17 protein-coding genes and 1 pseudogene are annotated in these 17,539 nt (G+C 72.7%); 16 read left to right on the top strand and 2 right to left on the bottom strand.

Going from position 1 to position 17,539, the window contains the following annotated elements; genetic code table 11:
- Positions 1-172 precede the first annotated feature (172 nt).
- The 14 genes and pseudogenes from BGP03_RS14145 to BGP03_RS14080 all read left to right on the top strand — a co-directional run bounded on the left by BGP03_RS14145 (position 173) and on the right by BGP03_RS14080 (position 15,071).
- Positions 173-613 (top strand): hypothetical protein, encoded by a 441-nt coding sequence (locus BGP03_RS14145; RefSeq protein WP_296366354.1) that lies wholly within the window; start codon positions 173-175, stop codon positions 611-613.
- A gap of 9 nt (positions 614-622) precedes the next feature.
- Entirely contained in the window at positions 623-1,498 is an 876-nt protein-coding gene (locus tag BGP03_RS14140; protein ID WP_296366352.1) for a DNA-formamidopyrimidine glycosylase family protein, read from the top strand.
- A gap of 85 nt (positions 1,499-1,583) precedes the next feature.
- Complete coding sequence (locus BGP03_RS14135; protein ID WP_296366350.1) at positions 1,584-2,789, top strand: histidine kinase; 1,206 nt, start codon at positions 1,584-1,586, stop codon at positions 2,787-2,789.
- A 541-nt stretch (positions 2,790-3,330) separates the two neighbouring features.
- Positions 3,331-4,200: a S49 family peptidase gene (locus BGP03_RS14130; protein WP_296366387.1), complete on the top strand. Its 870-nt coding sequence runs from the start codon at positions 3,331-3,333 to the stop codon at positions 4,198-4,200.
- Between the two features lie 137 nt (positions 4,201-4,337).
- Complete coding sequence (locus tag BGP03_RS14125) at positions 4,338-5,213, top strand: LytTR family DNA-binding domain-containing protein (protein ID WP_296366348.1); 876 nt, start codon at positions 4,338-4,340, stop codon at positions 5,211-5,213.
- Between the two features lie 33 nt (positions 5,214-5,246).
- Positions 5,247-6,629: a hypothetical protein gene (locus tag BGP03_RS14120; protein WP_298797207.1), complete on the top strand. Its 1,383-nt coding sequence runs from the start codon at positions 5,247-5,249 to the stop codon at positions 6,627-6,629.
- A 3-nt stretch (positions 6,630-6,632) separates the two neighbouring features.
- Positions 6,633-8,393, top strand: a complete 1,761-nt coding sequence (locus tag BGP03_RS14115; RefSeq protein WP_298797209.1) for a cation acetate symporter — start codon at positions 6,633-6,635, stop codon at positions 8,391-8,393.
- Between the two features lie 7 nt (positions 8,394-8,400).
- A complete protein-coding gene (locus tag BGP03_RS14110; RefSeq protein WP_296366343.1) occupies positions 8,401-10,149 on the top strand; it encodes a cation acetate symporter in 1,749 nt (582 codons plus the stop codon).
- Between the two features lie 152 nt (positions 10,150-10,301).
- A complete protein-coding gene (locus BGP03_RS14105; protein ID WP_298797211.1) occupies positions 10,302-10,634 on the top strand; it encodes a DUF485 domain-containing protein in 333 nt (110 codons plus the stop codon).
- A pseudogene (locus tag BGP03_RS14100) lies at positions 10,631-11,786 on the top strand (hypothetical protein). The gene BGP03_RS14105 and the pseudogene BGP03_RS14100 overlap by 4 nt, the downstream one beginning before the upstream one ends.
- A gap of 72 nt (positions 11,787-11,858) precedes the next feature.
- Positions 11,859-12,188, top strand: coding sequence for a rhodanese-like domain-containing protein (locus tag BGP03_RS14095; RefSeq protein WP_296375222.1), 330 nt, complete (start codon positions 11,859-11,861; stop codon positions 12,186-12,188).
- A 10-nt stretch (positions 12,189-12,198) separates the two neighbouring features.
- On the top strand, positions 12,199-13,122 hold the full coding sequence (locus tag BGP03_RS14090) for a DUF4328 domain-containing protein (RefSeq protein WP_296375221.1): 924 nt from the start codon (positions 12,199-12,201) through the stop codon (positions 13,120-13,122).
- A gap of 23 nt (positions 13,123-13,145) precedes the next feature.
- Positions 13,146-14,099, top strand: coding sequence for a DUF5926 family protein (locus BGP03_RS14085; protein WP_298797214.1), 954 nt, complete (start codon positions 13,146-13,148; stop codon positions 14,097-14,099).
- A 54-nt stretch (positions 14,100-14,153) separates the two neighbouring features.
- On the top strand, positions 14,154-15,071 hold the full coding sequence (locus BGP03_RS14080) for an SDR family NAD(P)-dependent oxidoreductase (RefSeq protein WP_296375217.1): 918 nt from the start codon (positions 14,154-14,156) through the stop codon (positions 15,069-15,071).
- 7 nt (positions 15,072-15,078) lie between these two features.
- Here the strand turns inward: BGP03_RS14080 and BGP03_RS14075 are convergent, their stop codons facing one another.
- Positions 15,079-15,834, bottom strand: coding sequence for a CPBP family intramembrane glutamic endopeptidase (locus BGP03_RS14075; protein ID WP_298797269.1), 756 nt, complete (start codon positions 15,832-15,834; stop codon positions 15,079-15,081).
- A 97-nt stretch (positions 15,835-15,931) separates the two neighbouring features.
- Between BGP03_RS14075 and BGP03_RS14070 the strand changes: the two genes are divergently transcribed.
- The gene (locus BGP03_RS14070) at positions 15,932-16,354 is read left to right on the top strand and encodes a hypothetical protein (RefSeq protein WP_298797216.1); all 423 of its coding nucleotides are present in this window, start codon (positions 15,932-15,934) and stop codon (positions 16,352-16,354) included.
- Positions 16,355-16,362: 8 nt separating this feature from the next.
- The gene (locus tag BGP03_RS14065; protein ID WP_296375212.1) at positions 16,363-16,686 is read left to right on the top strand and encodes a DUF3817 domain-containing protein; all 324 of its coding nucleotides are present in this window, start codon (positions 16,363-16,365) and stop codon (positions 16,684-16,686) included.
- Between the two features lies 1 nt (position 16,687).
- Here the strand turns inward: BGP03_RS14065 and BGP03_RS14060 are convergent, their stop codons facing one another.
- A complete protein-coding gene (locus tag BGP03_RS14060) occupies positions 16,688-17,467 on the bottom strand; it encodes a DUF2470 domain-containing protein (protein WP_296375210.1) in 780 nt (259 codons plus the stop codon).
- Between the last annotated feature and the right edge of the window lie 72 nt (positions 17,468-17,539).

Genomic DNA, 17,539 nt, shown 5'->3' with positions numbered 1-17,539 from the left:
CACCGCCTTTACCAATGCTTTGCTTGTAACAACCAACGACTTGCGTGGCCCAAGCATGAACCGGCACGAAAAGATCGGCAACTCGATTGCCCGACGGAGATCGTGATCCCGCCCACCGCTTCCACCTCAACGCACGCCGACACGGTGCCCGCGATGTGGGAAAGTGGACGTCGTGGGAACCAAGACAGTGGTGGGCGTCGACGGCCGTAGCTGGTCCGTGCGCCGCAACATCGAGTGGTCGCTGCCCGCCACCGGTGACGACTTCGAGCACGACGTCGACGGCGGCCGCGGCGCCGCGGTCCTCGTGCTGTCGGCGCTGTTCGTCTTCTGGGTCATCCTCGTCGTGTGGTCCCCGAAGATGGTGCACATCCCCTGGTACCTGTGGGCCGTCGCCATCGTCGTCGTGCTGTTCTTCCCGTTCCGCTGGTGGCTGCGCCGGCCGTGGACGGTGGTGGCCGAAACTGCGGGCAGCTACGACCAGCCGGCCGAACGCTGGACCGGGCACGTCCGCGGCAGCGCCAAGGCCCGCGAGGAGATCCGGATCGTCACCCGCAGGCTCCGGTCGCAGGGCACTCCCGGCCACGCCGACAGCCCGCTGCAGCCGGTGAACTGAGGACGCCGCGTGCCTGAGCTCCCCGAGATCGAGGCCCTGGCCCACCACCTGCGCGAGAACGCGATCTACCGCCCCGTCGCGCGGGTGGACGTCGCGTCGATGAGTGCGGTCAAGACGTTCGACCCGCCGGTGCAGTCGCTGGCCGGCCGCGTCGTCACGGGGGCGGCGCGGTACGGAAAGTTCCTCGCCGTCGAGTTCGCCGACCGGCCGGACGACCAGTTGCACCTCATCACCCATCTGTCCCGCGCGGGCTGGATGCGCTGGCACGACTCCGCCGGTGCGACCCCGCCCAGGCCCGGCCGCGGCCCGTTGGAGCTGCGGGTGCACCTCGACCACGTCGGCGGTCCCGGGTTCGACCTCACCGAGGCCGGTACCCAGAAGCGCCTCGCCGTCTATCTGGTGCACGAACCCCGGGAGGTCCCGGGTATCGCCCGGCTCGGCCCCGACGCGCTGGCGCTCTCGGCCGAGGAGTTCGCGGAGCTGCTGCGGGGCCACACCGAGCGGATCAAGACGCTGCTCGTCGAGCAGACCGTGCTCGCGGGCATCGGCAACGCCTACAGCGACGAGATCCTGCACACCGCACACGTGTCGCCGTACGCGGCGTCGGGGCGGCTCGGCCCCGATCAGGTGGATGCCCTGTACGCCGCCATGCGCTCGGTGCTCACCGACGCCGTCGACCGGTCGGTGGGACAAAAGGCGGCCGAGCTCAAGGGCGAGAAGCGCTCCGGGCTCCGCGTGCACGCGCGCACCGGCCTGCCGTGCCCGGTGTGCGGTGACACCGTGCGGGAGGTCTCCTTCGCGACGAAGTCGTTCCAGTACTGTCCCCGCTGCCAGACCGGTGGCAGACCGCTCGCCGACCGTCGGCTGTCACGGTTGGTCCGGTAGCGCCGAGTGCATCGGAGCGCAGGCCACACGCTGGACGGTGCCGGGATCATGGCCCGGGCGAGAGTACGGGGGGAGGTGGACTGACGTGGGGGACCTGCTCTCGACGTCCACGCTGTTCTTCGGGCTCATCGCCCTCGCGGTGGCCAGCATCGCCATCGCGATCTTCTACTTCGTCCGCAACCGCCGCAACACCTTCGCCACGCCGCTGGAGCGCGCCACCTTCGCCACGCTGCACACCGTGGCGCTGGCCGCGCCCGCCCTGCGGGAGGGGCTCTCGCCGAACTCGGCGTCGTTCGCGCTGCCCTACCTGCGCCAGCTGCTCGACACCTGCGCGCTGTCGATGACCGACAACCGCGGCAACACCCTCGGCTGGGACGGCGACGCCGACCAGCACGAACCCGACGTCCGCGGGCTCGCCGACCAGGTGATCTCCACCGGGCGCCAGCAGGTGATGTCGCACTCGGCCATCACGTGCGAACGCACCGACTGCGTGGTCCGCGGCATCGTCGTGGTGCCGCTGGAGACCGACGGGGCCATCGTCGGCACCCTGGCCGCGCTCACCACCGCCACCGCGGGCCCGGTGCTGCTGCGGGCCACCGCCGAGGTCGCGCGCTACGTCTCCAGCCAGCTGGAGCTCGCCGAGCTCGACGAATCGCGGGCCCGGCTCGGCCGCGCCGAGGTCCGCGCCCTGCGCGCGCAGATCTCCCCGCACTTCGTCTACAACGCGCTCACCACCATCGCGTCGTTCATCCGCACCGACCCGGTGCGGGCCCGCGAGCTGCTCATCGAGTTCGCCGACTTCACGCGCTACTCCTTCCGCACCGCGGGCGAGTTCACCACGCTGCAGGACGAGCTCAACAACATCGAGCGCTACGTGCGGCTGGAGAAGGCCCGCTTCGGCGCCCGGCTCAACATCAAGCTGCAGATCGCGCCCGAGGTGCTGTCGGTGGTGCTGCCGTTCCTGGCCCTGCAGCCGCTGGTGGAGAACGCCGTGCGGCACGGGCTGGCGAGCAAGCCCAACGGCGGCACGATCACCATCACCGCGGAGAACGCCGGCGCCGAGTGCGTGATCATCGTCGAGGACGACGGGATCGGCATGGACCCGTCCCGGCTCACCGAGGACCTCGACGACGCCCACCTCTCCGGCGCCCACGTCGGCCTGGGCAACGTCGACGACCGGATGCGCTCCACGTTCGGCGACGACTTCGGCCTGGTGGTGGACACGGCGTTGGGCGCGGGCATGAAGATCACCCTGCGCGTGCCGAAGTTCCGGGCGGGCATCCGCGTCTGACCGTCGTCCGGGGACGGCGGACACGGGGCGGAAGCCGGGCGGACGGTGGTGATCATCGTTGGGGGACGCGCAGCCGTGTGGGGTGCGGTGGAAGGCCCCCGGTGGGTGATCATGGGCAAGGGGCCGTCGGGCGGAGGCGTGGATCGTGCCCGGGACGGTGGGGATCGAGCGGTCCGCCGCTCCCGTCATGATCGCCGCAGCTCGTACGACATCGCCCCACGCTGGGCACTGAGGTGCGGCGGACGCCGATCATGGTCGGCCGACGCGCGCGGTGATCGGGGCCGTCCGCACGGAATCGTCCTGGTGGGGCGCAGACGCACTGATCGTGTCGATCACCTTCGTCGAAGGTCGATGGGTCCTCTGCGTCCTCGCCGGATCGCCCACCCGCGGGCCGCGCCTCGCCCGGCCGCCCACCCGTCCGAGCCCCGCTGCCGCCGCTCGGTCGAGGCCCGCCCGTGTGATCACTGTTCAGGGGCCGCCAGAGGCGCTCCGCACAGCTCACAGGTCCGGCCCTTCCGCGTAGCGTGGCGGGATGGACGCGTTGCGCATCCCCGACCGGCTCGCCTCCCATCTCCCCGGACGCCTGGGGGAGCGGGGCGACAGATCCGTCGTCTCGATGGTCCGCCTGCAGGGGGTGATCGCGTCCTCGGCCGGGCCGGTGCCCCGCGCGGTGATCAACGCGACCACCATGGAGAAGACGCTCGAGCGGGCGTTCGCCCCCGACGGGCTCGCGGCCGTGGCGCTCCTGGTGAACTCACCCGGGGGATCACCCACCCAGTCAGCGCTGGTGGCCGACCGCATCCGGGGTCTCGCCGCCGAGCACGAGGTGCCCGTGCTGGCCTTCTGCGAGGACGTGGCGGCGTCGGGCGGGTACTGGCTGGCCTGCGCCGCCGACGAGATCTACGCGCACCCGACGTCGCTGGTGGGCTCGATCGGGGTCATCACCCAGAGCTTCGGCCTCGACGGGCTGATCGAGCGCTTCGGGATCGAGCGGCGGCTCTACACGGCCGGGGAGTCGAAGTCGCGGCTCGATCCGTTCCTGCCGGAGAAGTCCGAGGACGTCGAGTGGCTGCACGGCCTGCAGGACCAGCTGCACACCATGTTCAAGGACTGGGTCGTGTCCCGCAGAGGTGATCGACTCAGGGGCGCGAAGCTGCAGGGCGACCTGTTCACCGGTGAGGTGTGGACCGGGGCGCGGGCGCTGGAGCTCGGTCTGATCGACGGGCTGGGCACGGCGCGCGGGGTGCTCACCGAACGGTTCCCGGACGCTGAGCTCGTGCCCGTGGAGGGCCGCAAACCGCTGCTCGCCCGGCTGGGCCTCGCGGGCTCACCCGCCGCAGGTGCGGATCTCCTGCTGGGTTTCGCGGAGGCTGCACGGGTCAGGGCCGCCTGGGCGCGGTACGGTTTGTAGCAGGGTGTGATCGAATGAACCCGATTGGTGCTGAACCCTGGCACTCACACGGATTCACCGTCACCATGGTCGACGACCGACCCCGGGGCTGATCGCCGGAGGGCCGGTCCGCACCGGACACGCAGGATGAGGAGATCGTGGACAGCAACGACAGCTCCGGCGGCCTGGTCGTCCTCGCGGTGGATGACGAGGAGCCGGCCCTCGAAGAACTCGCCTACCTCCTGAACGAGGAGCCGCGCGTCGGCGTGGTCCTCAAGGCGTCCAACGCCACCGACGCGCTGCGGGTGCTCAACAGCCGCCAGGGCGTGCGGGAGGCCCAGCCGGCCGGTCAGGCCGCCGGGCGCGGCATGGCCAACCCGATGACCGGCCTGCGGGTGGCCGAGCGCACCGACGTCGAGGTCGTGTTCCTCGACATCCGGATGCCCGGCCTCGACGGTCTGGAGCTCGCGCGCGTGTTCTCCTCCATGGCTGTCCCGCCCGCCGTGGTGTTCGTGACCGCCCACGACGACCGCGCCGTCGACGCCTACGAGGTGGGGGCGGAGGACTACCTCCTCAAGCCCCTGCGCGCCGAGCGCCTCTCCGCCGCCATCGACCGCATCCTCGTGCGCCGCACCAGCGGCGTGGCGGAGCCGGTCCGCGAGGAGAACGGCGAGGACGAGGTCATCCCGGTCGAGCTCGCCGGCACCACGAAGCTCGTGCCCCGCTCGGCGGTGCGCTACGTCGAGGCCCAGGGCGACTACGCCCGGCTGCACACCCACGAGGGCAGCCACCTGGTCCGCATCCCGCTGTCGGTGCTCGAGGACCGCTGGCGCGACGCCGGGTTCGTGCGCATCCACCGGTCGTTCCTGGTGTCGTTGCCGCTGGTCACCGAGCTGCGCCTGTCGGGCTCCGGTTACGTCGTGCGCGTCGGCAACGGGCCGGACTGCGCCGAGCTGCCCGTCAGCCGCCGCCACACCCGCGAGCTGAAGGACCGGCTGGTGCGCGCCACGAAGCAGGCGTGGAGCCAGCGATGACCCGGGACCTCCCGCGTTGAGAGGCGGACGGCGGTGAGCACGTCCGTCGATGGCGCCGACGTTCGTTTCCCCGCGGAGGCGCAGAACAGCGCCGCCCCGCCGTCGACGGCGCCCGACCCCGCGGACGAGCCCGACCACTGCGACAAGAAGACCGACTCGGGCTCCCTGTGGCTGCAGGACGAGATCGCCCGCCGGATCGCGGCGAAGAGCTCCGGTACCGGCGGACGCCACGCGCGCCGGGACAACCCCGACCCCAGCACCGCCGTGGGCTACGTCCCCCGGCACTCCACCGCCACACCGGATCCCGCCGCCGAGGCTCCGGCGCCCGTCGGTCCGCCCCGGCCGCCGAAGCTGCCCCGGCGCGGGCCCGCCGGGGCCTACGGCGACACCGAGGCCTGGACCGGCCCCGACCGTTCCGCGCGTGATCGTCCGGTGCTCGGTGGCCCGTCGCTGCCGTCCGGTGTCCCGGCGAAGCCGGCCGCGGGGCGCACCGGTGCACCCGCGAGACCCTACGGCGCGGCTGCTGCCCGACTGCTGTCGGCACCGGTCCTGCCCGCACCGCCGACGCCCACCGCGCCGCCGGTGACGCCGGTGCACGTCACCCAGCCGGGCCGGCCCACGCCGCCCCCGAACGTGGCGCCGCCCCCGAACGCCGCGCCGCCCCCGAACGCCGCGCCGCCCCCGAACGCCGCGCCGCCCGCGGGGGCGTGGACGGCCACCCCGCCGCGTCCGTTCACCCCGCCCGCCGGCACCCCCGTTTCCGGAGGGCCGCCACGGGACCCCGATCCCGGTCCCCTGACCGCTCCCGTCCTCGACGGGCCGATCCCCGACGGCCCGGTCGGTCCGGTCCGTGGTGGACCGGTCCTCGACGACGTCGACGACGACGACGACTTCGTGCCGGACGGCACCGAGCACGACGAGATCCTGTGGTCGGCGAACGCCCTGCCCCCGCCCCCGGTGCACCCCCCACCGCCCGGGGCGATCGCGGTGCCCGAGCAGCGCGCGGCGGAGATGCCGCGCGCTGCTCGGGCACCGCGCACCGACGGCGCGGATGCCGACTCGCCCAAGCGGGTCCGGGTGGTGCTCGCCGAGCGCAAGGGCGTGGCCCGTCCGGTGCGCACGGTCGTGGACATCCAGGAGGCGACAGCCGTCGGCGCGCTGTTGCGCAGCAACCTCATCGGCACGCAGCTCATGGTGGCGCTCCGGTTCGCCGCGGTTGCCGGCGTGACGCTGGGGACCCTGCCCCTGCTGTTCGCGCTGTTCCCGGCCATCGGCGAGTTCGACGTGCTGGGCCTGCGGCTGCCCTGGCTGCTGCTCGGGGTGCTGGTCTACCCGTTCCTGCTCGGACTGGGGTGGTGGCACACCCGCACCGCGGAGCGCGTGGAGCAGAACTTCGCCGACCACGTGCAGGAATAGGGCATGACCACCCCCTCGGTGGTGGCGCTCGTCGCCATCGCCCTCGTCGGCGTCGTGTCGGCGGTCATCGGGTCCTTCGGGGTCCGGGTGGCGCGCAGCACGTCGGACTTCCTGGTCGCCTCCCGCACCGTCAGCCCGATCGCCAACGCGAGTGCGATCTCGGGGGAGTACCTGTCGGCGGCGTCGTTCCTGGGCATCGCCGGGCTCATCCTCCGCGAGGGGGCCGACGCCCTCTGGTACCCGGTCGCGTTCGTGGCGGGTTATCTCGCCCTGCTCCTGTTCGTGGCGGCGCCGCTGCGCCGCTCTGGGGCGTACACGGTGCCCGACTTCGCCGAGGCCCGGCTGTCCTCGCCCGCGCTGCGACGGCTGTGCACCCTGTTCGTGCTGGTCATCGGCTGGCTCTACCTGCTGCCGCAGCTGCAGGGCGCCGGCCTCGCGCTGACGACGCTGACGTCGCTCCCGGCGTGGAGCGGCATCGCTGCGGCCGGGGTGGTCGTGCTGCTGACGGTGGTCGGTGGCGGGATGCGCTCCATCACGTTCGTGCAGGCGTTCCAGTACTGGCTCAAGCTCACGGCGCTGGCCGTGCCGGCGATCATCATCGTCGGCCTGTTCCTGTCCGACGCCCGCACCTTCGACCGGCCCGCGCCGCCGCAGTTCGCCGACCGCACCACCGTGCAGGTGCGCACGCCGGTGCTGCTGCAGACGGCCGGCCCCGTCGACTTCACGGCGAAGGGCACCGTCGACGGCCGGACGGTGGACGGGCCGGTGCAGTGGGCTCCGGGCCGGCACGCGGTGGCGGCGGGATCCACGCTGGAGTTCGAGGCGGGATCCGCGGTGCCCACGCCCGCGGGTGCACCGACCACCGACCGTGACTGGCTGGCCCCGATGTCCGGGGACAAGGGCGACCAGCTGCTGGAGATCTACTCGATCCTCATCGCCGGGTTCCTGGGCACCATGGGGCTGCCGCACGTGCTGGTGCGCTTCTACACCAACGCCGACGGCCGGGCGGCCCGGCGCACCACCGTGGCGGTGCTCGCGATGATCGGCGGCTTCTACGTCCTGGTGACGCTGCTCGGAGCGCTGTCGCGGTTCTACACGCCGCAGCTGCTGGTCAGCGGTCAGACCGACGCGGCGATCCTGCTCGTACCGACGGCCGCGCTGGGGCCGGGCTGGGGCGGCTGGCTCCTGGGCGGGCTGGTGGCCGCAGGGGCCGCCGCCGCGTTCCTGTCCACGTCGTCGGGGCTCGTCGTGAGCCTGGCCGGGGTGCTGTTCACCGATGTGCTGCGCGGCCGGCTGCAGGACTTCCGGCTGGCCGCGGTGCTGTCCAGCGTGATCCCGCTGGCCCTGGCGCTCACCGTCACCCGGCTGGACTTCTCGCTCACCGTGCCGCTGGTGTTCGCCGTGGCCGCGTCCACGTTCTGCCCGCTCCTGGTGCTGGGCATCTGGTGGCGGGGCCTGACGGCACGGGGGGCGATCGCCGGTGTGCTCGTGGGCGGTGTGCTCTCGGGGGCGGCCACCGGCCTGAGCATGTTCGCCGACCTGCCCGACGACTGGATCGGCGTGCTGCTCTACCGGCCGGCCGCGGTCACGGTGCCCGCGGCGTTCCTCGCGATGATCGTCGTCAGCCGGCTGACGCGGGCCGAGATCCCGGTCGACACCGAGCAGGTCCTGCTGCGGCTGCACGCCCCGGAACGCCTCGGGCTCAACCCCGATCGGGTCGGTCGTCCCGGAGTTCGTGACGTACAGCGACCGGAATTGACATAGTGGCTCCGTGACGACCACCGCCATCCTTGCGATCGTGGCCATGGGCCTCGTCGCCGTGGCCTCGGCGGTGATCGGCTCCATCGGGGTCCGGGTGGCGCGCAGCACGTCGGACTTCCTGGTCGCCTCCCGCACCGTCGGCCCCACGGCCAACGCGAGCGCGATCTCGGGCGAGTACCTGTCGGCGGCCTCGTTCCTGGGTATCGCCGGGCTCATCCTGCGCGACGGCGTGGACGCCCTCTGGTACCCGGTCGGCTACGCCGCCGGCTACCTCGCGCTCGTGCTGTTCGTGGCCGCACCGCTGCGGCGCTCCGGGGCCTACACGGTGCCGGACTTCGCCGAGGCCCGGCTGCGGTCACCCGTGCTGCGCATGGTCTGCACGATCTTCGTGATCATCATCGGTTGGCTCTACCTGCTGCCGCAGCTGCAGGGTGCGGGGCTCACGATCGCGATCGTCACCTCCCTCCCGTCGTGGACGGGGGAGGTGGCCGCCGCGGTCGTCGTCGTCGCCACGGTGCTGCTGGGCGGCATGCGGTCGATCACGTTCGTGCAGGCGTTCCAGTACTGGTTCAAGTTCGCGGCGCTGGCCCTGCCCGCCGTCATCGCGCTCGTGTACTTCGTCGGCGGCGACCGCACGTTCGACCGCCCCGCCCCGCCGGTGTTCACCGCCGCCACGACGGTGTCCATCGACACCGACGTCCAGCTGCAGGTGCGCGCCCCGGTCGACCTCACCGCCACCGGCCTCGTCGACGGCGTGCAACGGGTCAGCGCGTCGCTGCGCTGGGAGCCCGGCACCCACACGGTGAAGGCCGACGCGACGCTGGATTTCCTGGCCGGTTCCCCCGTGCCGATCGTGGCCGGGGCCCCGGTCGAGGACGCCGACTGGCTGACCCCGTTCCCGGAGGGCCGCCCGTACGGGCTGCTGGCCACGTACTCGCTGATCCTCGCGACGTTCCTCGGCACGATGGGGCTGCCCCACGTGCTGGTGCGCTTCTACACCAACCCCGACGGCCGGGCGGCTCGTCGCACCGCGGTGGTCGTGCTGGCCCTGATCGGGGCGTTCTACATGACGGTGACGCTGGTCGGGGCGTTGTCGCGGCTGTACACACCGCAGCTGCTGGTCAGCGGCGACACCGACGCGGCCGTCCTGCTGCTGCCGTCGGCGGTCCTGGGCAGCTCGCTCGCGGGCGCGATCCTGGGCGCGGTGGTGGCGGCCGGCGCGTGGGCGGCGTTCCTCTCCACGTCGTCGGGGCTGGTCGTGAGCATCGCCGGCGTGCTGTCCACCGACCTGCTGGGCACCGGCCGGGTCCGGGACTTCCGGCTCTCCGCCGTGCTCGCCGGCGCCGTGCCGCTGGCGCTGTCGCTGTTCGTCACGCGGCTGGACTTCTCCGAGGCGGTCGCCCTGGTGTTCGCCGTGGCGGCGTCGACGTTCTGCCCGTTGCTGCTGCTCGGGATCTGGTGGCGCGGGCTCACCGACCGCGGGGCCATCGCCGGGGTGCTGGTCGGGGGCCTGCTGTCGGCCGGCGCGGTGGGGGTCAGCCTCGCCGGCATCGCCGACTCGAGCTGGGCGGGCGTGCTGCTCTACCGCCCCGCGCTGGTCAGCGTGCCGGCGGCGTTCCTGGTCATGGTCGGGGTCAGCAAGCTGACCGCGAAGCGCGTGCCGGCGGACGCCGACCAGGTGCTGCTGCAGCTGCACGCCCCGGAACGGCTGGGGCTCAGCCGCGACCGGCTCGCCGAGCGGGGCCGTCCCGGCGGCTAGAGACCCGGTCGGAGATCCGTCGTGCTCCGCACTATGGTTCGCTGCGCAATCACCCTCCGGGGTTAGATGATCACGCAGTGTTCATTGCCCGGTGAGTAACCATGCGGCGGCAATGACAGTTGCACCGGGAAACAGGAAAACGGGAGGAAGCCGTGAGTACGACCGGCGAGCGGTCCACAGGCACCATCTACGAACAGGTACAGGCCAGTCCGGAGTTCGCCGACCTCAGGTCGCGACTGCGCCGTTTCGTCTTCCCGATGAGCGCGGCGTTCCTGGCCTGGTATCTCCTGTACGTGCTGCTGGCGTCCTACGCGCCGGCGTTCATGGCCACCAAGGTGGCCGGCAACATCAACATCGGTCTGATCTTCGGTCTGCTGCAGTTCGTCAGCACGTTCGTGATCACCACGCTCTACGTGCGGTACGCGAACCGCAACATCGATCCGGCGGCCGAGCGCCTCCGCGACCGGATCGAGGGCGGGGCATGACCGCCGTGGGCAACCCGGCCCTGAACATCGGCATCTTCGTCGTGTTCATCGCCATCACGCTGGTGTTCGGCTACCGGGCGAGCCGCACCAACAAGACCGCCCCGGACTACTACGCCGCGGGCCGGTCGTTCACCGGACAGCAGAACGGCGTCGCGATCGCCGGCGACTAGCTCTCGGCGGCGTCGTTCCTCGGTATCGCCGGGGCCATCGCCACGAGCGGCTACGACGGTTTCCTCTACTCCATCGGCTTCCTCGTGGCGTGGCTCGTCGCGTTGCTGCTGGTGGCGGAGCTGTTGCGCAACACCGGGAAGTTCACGATGGGCGACGTGCTCGCGTTCCGCATGCGGCAGCGCCCCGTGCGGGCCGCCGCGACACCGTGCCCACCGCGAAGGCGGCCCGCAGCTCGGTGGTCTGGGCGATCTGGCTGATCGGCGTCTTCTCCCTGTTCACGCTGGTGCTCGGCTTCGGTGCGGCCGACCTGGTCGGCCCGGACGCCATCAAGGCCGCCCCCGGTGGCGCGAACTCGGCGGCGCCGTTGCTGGCCTACCAGCTCGGTGGCGAGATCCTGCTCGGCCCGGTCTCGGCGGTCGCGTTCGCCACGATCCTCGCGGTGGTGGCCGGCCTGACGATCACGGCCTCGGCGTCGTTCGCCCACGACGTGTACGCCAACGTGATCAAGAAGGGCCAGGCCACCCCGGACCAGGACGTGTGGGTCGCCCGGCGCTCGCGGTCGGCGCCTTCGTGATCGTCGGCGGCATCCTCGTCAACGGCATCACCATCGCGTTCCTGGTGGCGCTGGCGTTCGCGGTGGCGGCCTCGGCGAACCTGCCGACGATCTTCTACTCGCTGTTCTGGAAGCGGTTCAACACCACCGGCGCGCTGTGGAGCATCTACGGCGGCCTCGGCGTCTGCGTGCTGCTGATCCTCTTCTCGCCGGTCGTCTCCGGCCCGGAGAGCGTCATCTTCCCGGGCGGCGGGTGGGACTTCTTCCCGCTGGAGAACCCGGGCATCGTCTCCATCCCGGTGTCGTTCCTGCTGGGCATCGCCGGCACCTACGTCGGCGGCCGCACGGGGTCCGGCACGGCGAAGTGCGCCGAGATGGAGGTCCGCTCCCTGACGGGTGCGGGCTCGGAGAAGGCGATGGTGCACTGAGCGGTCCCTGCTGCCATCCGAGGTCGCCGCGTTCACCCCGGCGTCACCACCGGTCGTGTCATGATTCGCCCCATGAACGCGGTTCCCGAGATCGGCGTGACCGAGCTGCCCGCCGACGCCGTCCTGCTCGACGTCCGTGAGGACGACGAGTGGGCCGCAGGCCACGCCCCCGACGCCACCCACCTGCCCATGAACGAGGTGCCGACGCGCATCGCCGACGTGCCGGAGGCCGATCCCGTCTACGTGATCTGCCGCTCCGGCGGCCGCTCCGGGCGCGTCGTCGCGTTCCTCAACCAGAACGGCCGCGCGGCCGTCAACGTGGGAGGCGGGATGCAGTCGTGGGCGGCCAACGGCCGTCCCATGGTCAGCGAGCGCGACGGCGCCGCGCCCGACGTCATCTAGGCGCGGCGGGATGGCCACGCCGGGTTCACCGGTCATCTGCCCGCGCTGCGGGCAGCGTTCGGTGCCCGCGGGCGGCCCGTTCTGCCCGTTCTGCGGCCGCTACCTCGCGCCCCTGCACTGGACGGCGGAGCCGCCCGCGTCCGCGATGCCCGCCCCGCCGCCGCCCCCGCGCGCGCCGTACGCCGGTCCTCCGCGCTACCGGTTCCTGCCGCGGTGGGGGTTCCCGGCGCAGGCCTGGGTGGACCCGGAGCCGGCCGAGCCCCCGCCCGACCCGCTGCGCGCCGCCCGCACGCTGCTGAACACCCTCGTCCCGCTGCTCTGGGCCACCGCCGTCGTGGCCGTGGTGGCGGCGGGGGCCGAGATCTGGCGGTACGTCCTGCTGCTCGCCAGCCGGGACCGGGCGCTGTCCGCCACGGTCGTCGCCGTCTCGGACGCGCTGGTGAACACCGCGGGCACGGTCGCTCCGGTGCTCGCGCTGCTGGCCGGTCTCGTGCTGGTGGCCTGGACCCTGCGCGCCGGTGCGGCCGCGGCCGAGGGGGCCGGGGTGGCGCCCTCCCGTTCGGCCCGCGCGACCGTCGTCGGCTGGGTGCTGCCGGGGCTCAACCTCGCGGTGCCGGGGTCCGTGCTGGCCGAGATCGAGCACACGGCGTGGGGCCGCCCCGCAGGCGTCCGTCCCCGCCCGTCGCGGCTGCTGCTGGTCTGGTGGCTGCTGTGGGCGGCCGGTGTCGTGCTCGGGGTGGTCGTGCTGCTCTGGTCGTTGCGCACGGGCGTGCAGGCCCTCGCGGACGGCGTCCTGCTGCACGCCGTGCTGGACCTGCTGGCCGCCGCCACCGCCGGGGTCACGGCCGTGCTGGTCGTCCGCCTCACGGCGCTCCTGGGGCCGGCCCGGCGCACCCGCCGCGAAGTGGTGGTGCGGGTGGGGGCCACCGCGTAGCACCCGCTAGCGTCGGCGGAACCATGGCGAAGAAGACACGTGTCCGCGAGGCCCATGCCCAGGGCTCACAGTCCGCGGGCGAGAACCCCCGTCGTCCCTGCCCCTGCGGCTCGGGCAAGCGCTACAAGGCCTGCCACGGAGCGGGCGACGACGTCATCGTCATCCGCCCGTTCGAGGGCCTCGCCGCCGAGTGCGACCTCGTCGCGCTGCGCGAGTTCCTGCCGTCGGCGAAGGCCCCGCTGCCGTTGAAGGACGCCCGGGACCGTGTCGTCACGCTGGCGTCGGTGCTGCCCGGGGCGTCCGCCGCGCTGGTGCGGCCGGACGGCGAGATCCTCGTCGGGATGCAGGTGCAGACCCGCTCCGGCGACCTTTCCGCCGACCTCGCCCGCGCCCTGACCTGGGGGTTCGCCGCCGAGCCCGGCACCTCGCTGCCCGTCGTGCCGCCGAGCGCCGAGGGCGGCGAGCGGCTGCAGGACCTGCTCGTGGCCGACGCCGCGCTCGACGTCACCCTGTTCAGCGACTTCGCCTGGTGGGTGCCGCCCAACGAGGACGGCTCCGAGCCCACCGCCGAGGTCATGTCCACCCTCGAGCGGGCCAACGCGGTGATCATGCCGACCGAGCCGGTGGTCGCGCCCGGTGTCCGCGCCGCGTACTGGGTGGACACCGGCACGAAGGCCCATCTGCGCTGGGTCCGCCCGGAGCCGGAGGACGCCCTGCTCGCGGCCCTGGCCCGGCTGCAGGCCCGCGGCGAGCTCGGCCTGGGCGAGAACACCCGCTACGCGGGGTCGTTCCGCGCCCACGGCCTGCTCGTCCCGGTCTGGGATCTCGACCGTGACCTGCACCCGAAGGAGTGGTCCGAGCCGGTCGGCGCGTTCGCCACGAAGCTGGATGCGGCCCTGAAGGAGACCACCCCGCTGACGGACGCGGAGCGTCGCGCGAAGGACGCGCTGGCGGGCAAGCAGATCACCCTGCGCTAGCGGGTGTGGCGGGCGCGACAGCGCAGGGTTACTCGTCGGTCATATAGTCCGTCCATGGGACTTCTGGATGGCAAGGTCGTCATCGTCACCGGTGCCGGCCGCGGGATCGGTCGCGGCGAGGCGCTGGAGTGCTCGGCGCAGGGGGCGGCCGTCGTCGTCGCCGAGTTCGACGCGGACGCGGGCGAGGCGGTGGCGAAGGAGATCGTCGCGGCCGGGGGCCGGGCCGTCGCCGCGAGCGGTGACGTGGCCGACGCCGAGGTGGCCAACCGGCTGGTCAGCACGGCCGTGAGCGAGTTCGGCCAGCTCGACGCGCTGGTCAACAACGCCGGCATCCTGCGCGACCGCACCATCGCCAAGCTCAGCGACGACGACTGGGACGCGGTCATCCGCGTGCACCTGCGCGGCCACTTCCTGCCGACGCGCGCGGCCGTCCAGTACTGGAAGGACGCCAAGCGCCCGGGGCACGTGGTGAGCACCGCGTCCACGTCGGGGCTGCTGGGCAACTTCGGCCAGACCAACTACGGCGCCGCCAAGGCCGGCATCGCCGCGTTCTCCACGATCGTCGCGATGGAGGGTGCCCGCGGCGGCATCACGAGCAACGCGATCGCCCCCACCGCCCTGACGCGCATGACGCTCGACCTCATGCCGCAGGAGTTCCGCGACAAGCACGACGCGTCGGTGGCGGCCGGCGAGTTCGACTTCTTCGCCCCGGAGAACATCGCGCCGCTCGTGGCGTTCCTCTGCTCGGACGCCTCGGCGCACATCAGCGGCAAGGTCTTCGGCGTCCAGGGCGACAGCATCGAGATCTTCCAGCCGTTCACGTCGGTGGCCGAGGTGACCAACGGCGGGAAGAAGTGGGACCCCGAGGACATCCCCGGCCGCATCGACGAGCTCTTCTCGGCCTCGGGCATCCCGGCCGGGGCGGAGAACATGATGGCGAAGATGCGCTACCAGATCCTGGCCGAGCACTAGCTGACATTCAGAGCCAGCCCACCTTCCCGGCGAGCGCCGCGTAGCCCACGAAGGCCACCACGTCGATCAGGGTGTGGGCGCCGATCAGCGCCCACAGCCTGTTCGTGCGCTGCCACACGCGCCCGAACACGCACCCCATCACCACGTTGCCGACGAACCCGCCGAGGCCCTGGTAGAGGTGGTAGCTGCCGCGCAGCAGGGCCGACGCGACCACCGCACGGTTTTCCGACCACCCCACCTGGCGCAGCCGCGTCAGCAGGTACCCGATCATCACCAGCTCCTCGGCCCAGGCGTTCGCCGCCGCCGAGGCGATCAGCACCGGCACGCGCCACCACGTGTCGCCCAGGGTGGTGGGGGCGATGTCCAGGCTCACGCCGAGCGCGCGCGCCACCAGGTAGAGGCCCAGCCCCGGGACGCCGATCAACGCGGCCAGGCCGGCGGCGCCGAGCGCGTCCCGGCCGGGGCGGCCGGCGTCCAGGCCCACGTGTCGCAGCGCGAAGCCGGCGCGGATCAGCAGGTACGCCCCGAGCGCGCCCCAGCCGACGAGCTGCAGCACCCGCACCAGCTGCAGCGCGAGGTCGACGAGGTCGGCGTTCGCCGCGGGCGCGTTGAGCGCCACCTGCTGCTGGCTGAGCGGGACGGGCCGCAGCAGGGCGTCGAGCAGGCTCAGGGCGCTGCGCAGGGCCGAGAGCCCGAGGGTGACGGTCAGGACGACCAGGATCTCGGTGACGACGAGGCGGCGAACGCCCGGATCGGTGATCACGGGCTCGTCCGGCGATGCGGGGGACAACCAGGCGCGGAGAGGTGTGACGCGGAGCCGGGACACGATCGGACGCTACCGGTCGGCGTACTCTGACGGGGTGCGACAGCTCGTCCTCTCCCCACGCTGGATCATGTGGCACCTGCTCACGATCGGCGCGATGGTCACGTGCGGCCTCCTGGCGGCGTGGCAGTGGCACCGTGCGGGGTCGTCGATGGGCAGCGCACTCAACGTCGGCTACGGCCTGCAGTGGCCCGTGTTCGCCCTCTTCTTCGGCTACATGTGGTGGCGGATGCTGGGCATGGAGATCAGGCGCATCCGGGGCGAGCTCCCCGAGCACCCGTGGGACGCCGATCCGGAACCGGAGCCCGAGCCCGTGGTGGCCGCCCCCGCCGTCGCCACCGGTCCCTCGCCCTTCGGGCCGCGACCGGTGCGGGCCCGGCCCGTCCAGGCCGACGAGGACCCGGAGATGGCGGCCTACAACCGCATGCTGGCCGAGCTGGCCGCCCGCGACAACGATTGAGGATCCCCGTGTCGATCGAAACCGCCCTGCGGAACTACCGCGTCATCGCGTGGATCACCGGCATCGGGCTGCTCCTGCTGGTGCTGGTCGCGATGCCGCTGAAGTACTTCTTCGGCCAGCCCACGCTGGTCTCGATCGTGGGCGTCACCCACGGCTTCCTCTACATGATCTACATCGTGTGCACGCTGCTGCTCGCCGAGCGCTGCCGGTGGAAGCCCGTGGACGCGCTGGTCATCCTGATCGCCGGTACCGTCCCGTTCGCGTCGTTCTTCGCCGAGCGCCGGGTCACCGCCCGCGTCCGCGAGCGTCGCTCGCCGCTCGCCTCGGCTTGAGTCAGCCCGCCCGGTAGGGGCACCCGACGAGCAGTTGCAGCTGGGCGCGCAGCTCCTCCACCGTGGTGATGGTCTGCTCCCAGCACAGCCGCACGTCGTGGTCGCGGTGGCCGGTCTCGATCCGCAGCCGCAGCCCGCAGCGGTCCACGCCGAGCGGACGGACGGTCGCGCTGCGCAGGGCCTGCGGCAGGTGCCGCCCCAGCGCCCGGAACACCTCGGGGTGCGCCTGCTCCAGGTGGGCGAGCCACTTCTGCTCGTAGTGGCAGAACGGGTCCGGCCGGGCGGCCGCGAGCGTGACGGGGGCCAGCGCCGCGGTGCCCTCGGCGTCCGACAGCACCACCGACCCGGGAGCCAGGCGCACCAGCGTGGTGCCGTGGCCGAGGTCGAGCAGGGCGGGGTCCGGTCGGTGCTCGGCGACGGTGGCGGCGATCCGGCGGGCGGCGTCCGGTGCGGGCACGGTGAGCAGCCCGGTGACCCACAGCAGCGCCCGGACGGGCTCCCGCAGGTCCACGGGCGCGTGGTCGCGCATCTCCAGCATCACCGGGACGCCGGACGCCGCCCACGGGAGCAGCGGGTCGTCGTCGGCCAGGAGCAGCGCGGCCGAACCGTCGGCCCACACGTGGTGCGCGACCGGAGTGCTCGGTGGGCATCCGGTGCCGACCAGGGAGGCGGTGCCGCCGAGTGCCGGGACGGGTGCCGTGATGTTGGTCCGCGCGACGACACTCCGGGCGCGTTCGGCGTCGGACGGAGCGGGCGGACGACGAACCTGGGTGGTTCCCAACGAAGCACCTCCTGCTTAGGTAAGCCTAAGCTATATCGAGGGGGGCGCGGAGTCCAGCGGCCCCATTCGTTA

The sequence above is a fragment of the Pseudonocardia sp. 73-21 genome (assembly GCF_001899645.1).
Lineage (GTDB): Bacteria > Actinomycetota > Actinomycetes > Mycobacteriales > Pseudonocardiaceae > Pseudonocardia.
This window is presented reverse-complemented; position numbering and strand designations above follow the sequence as displayed.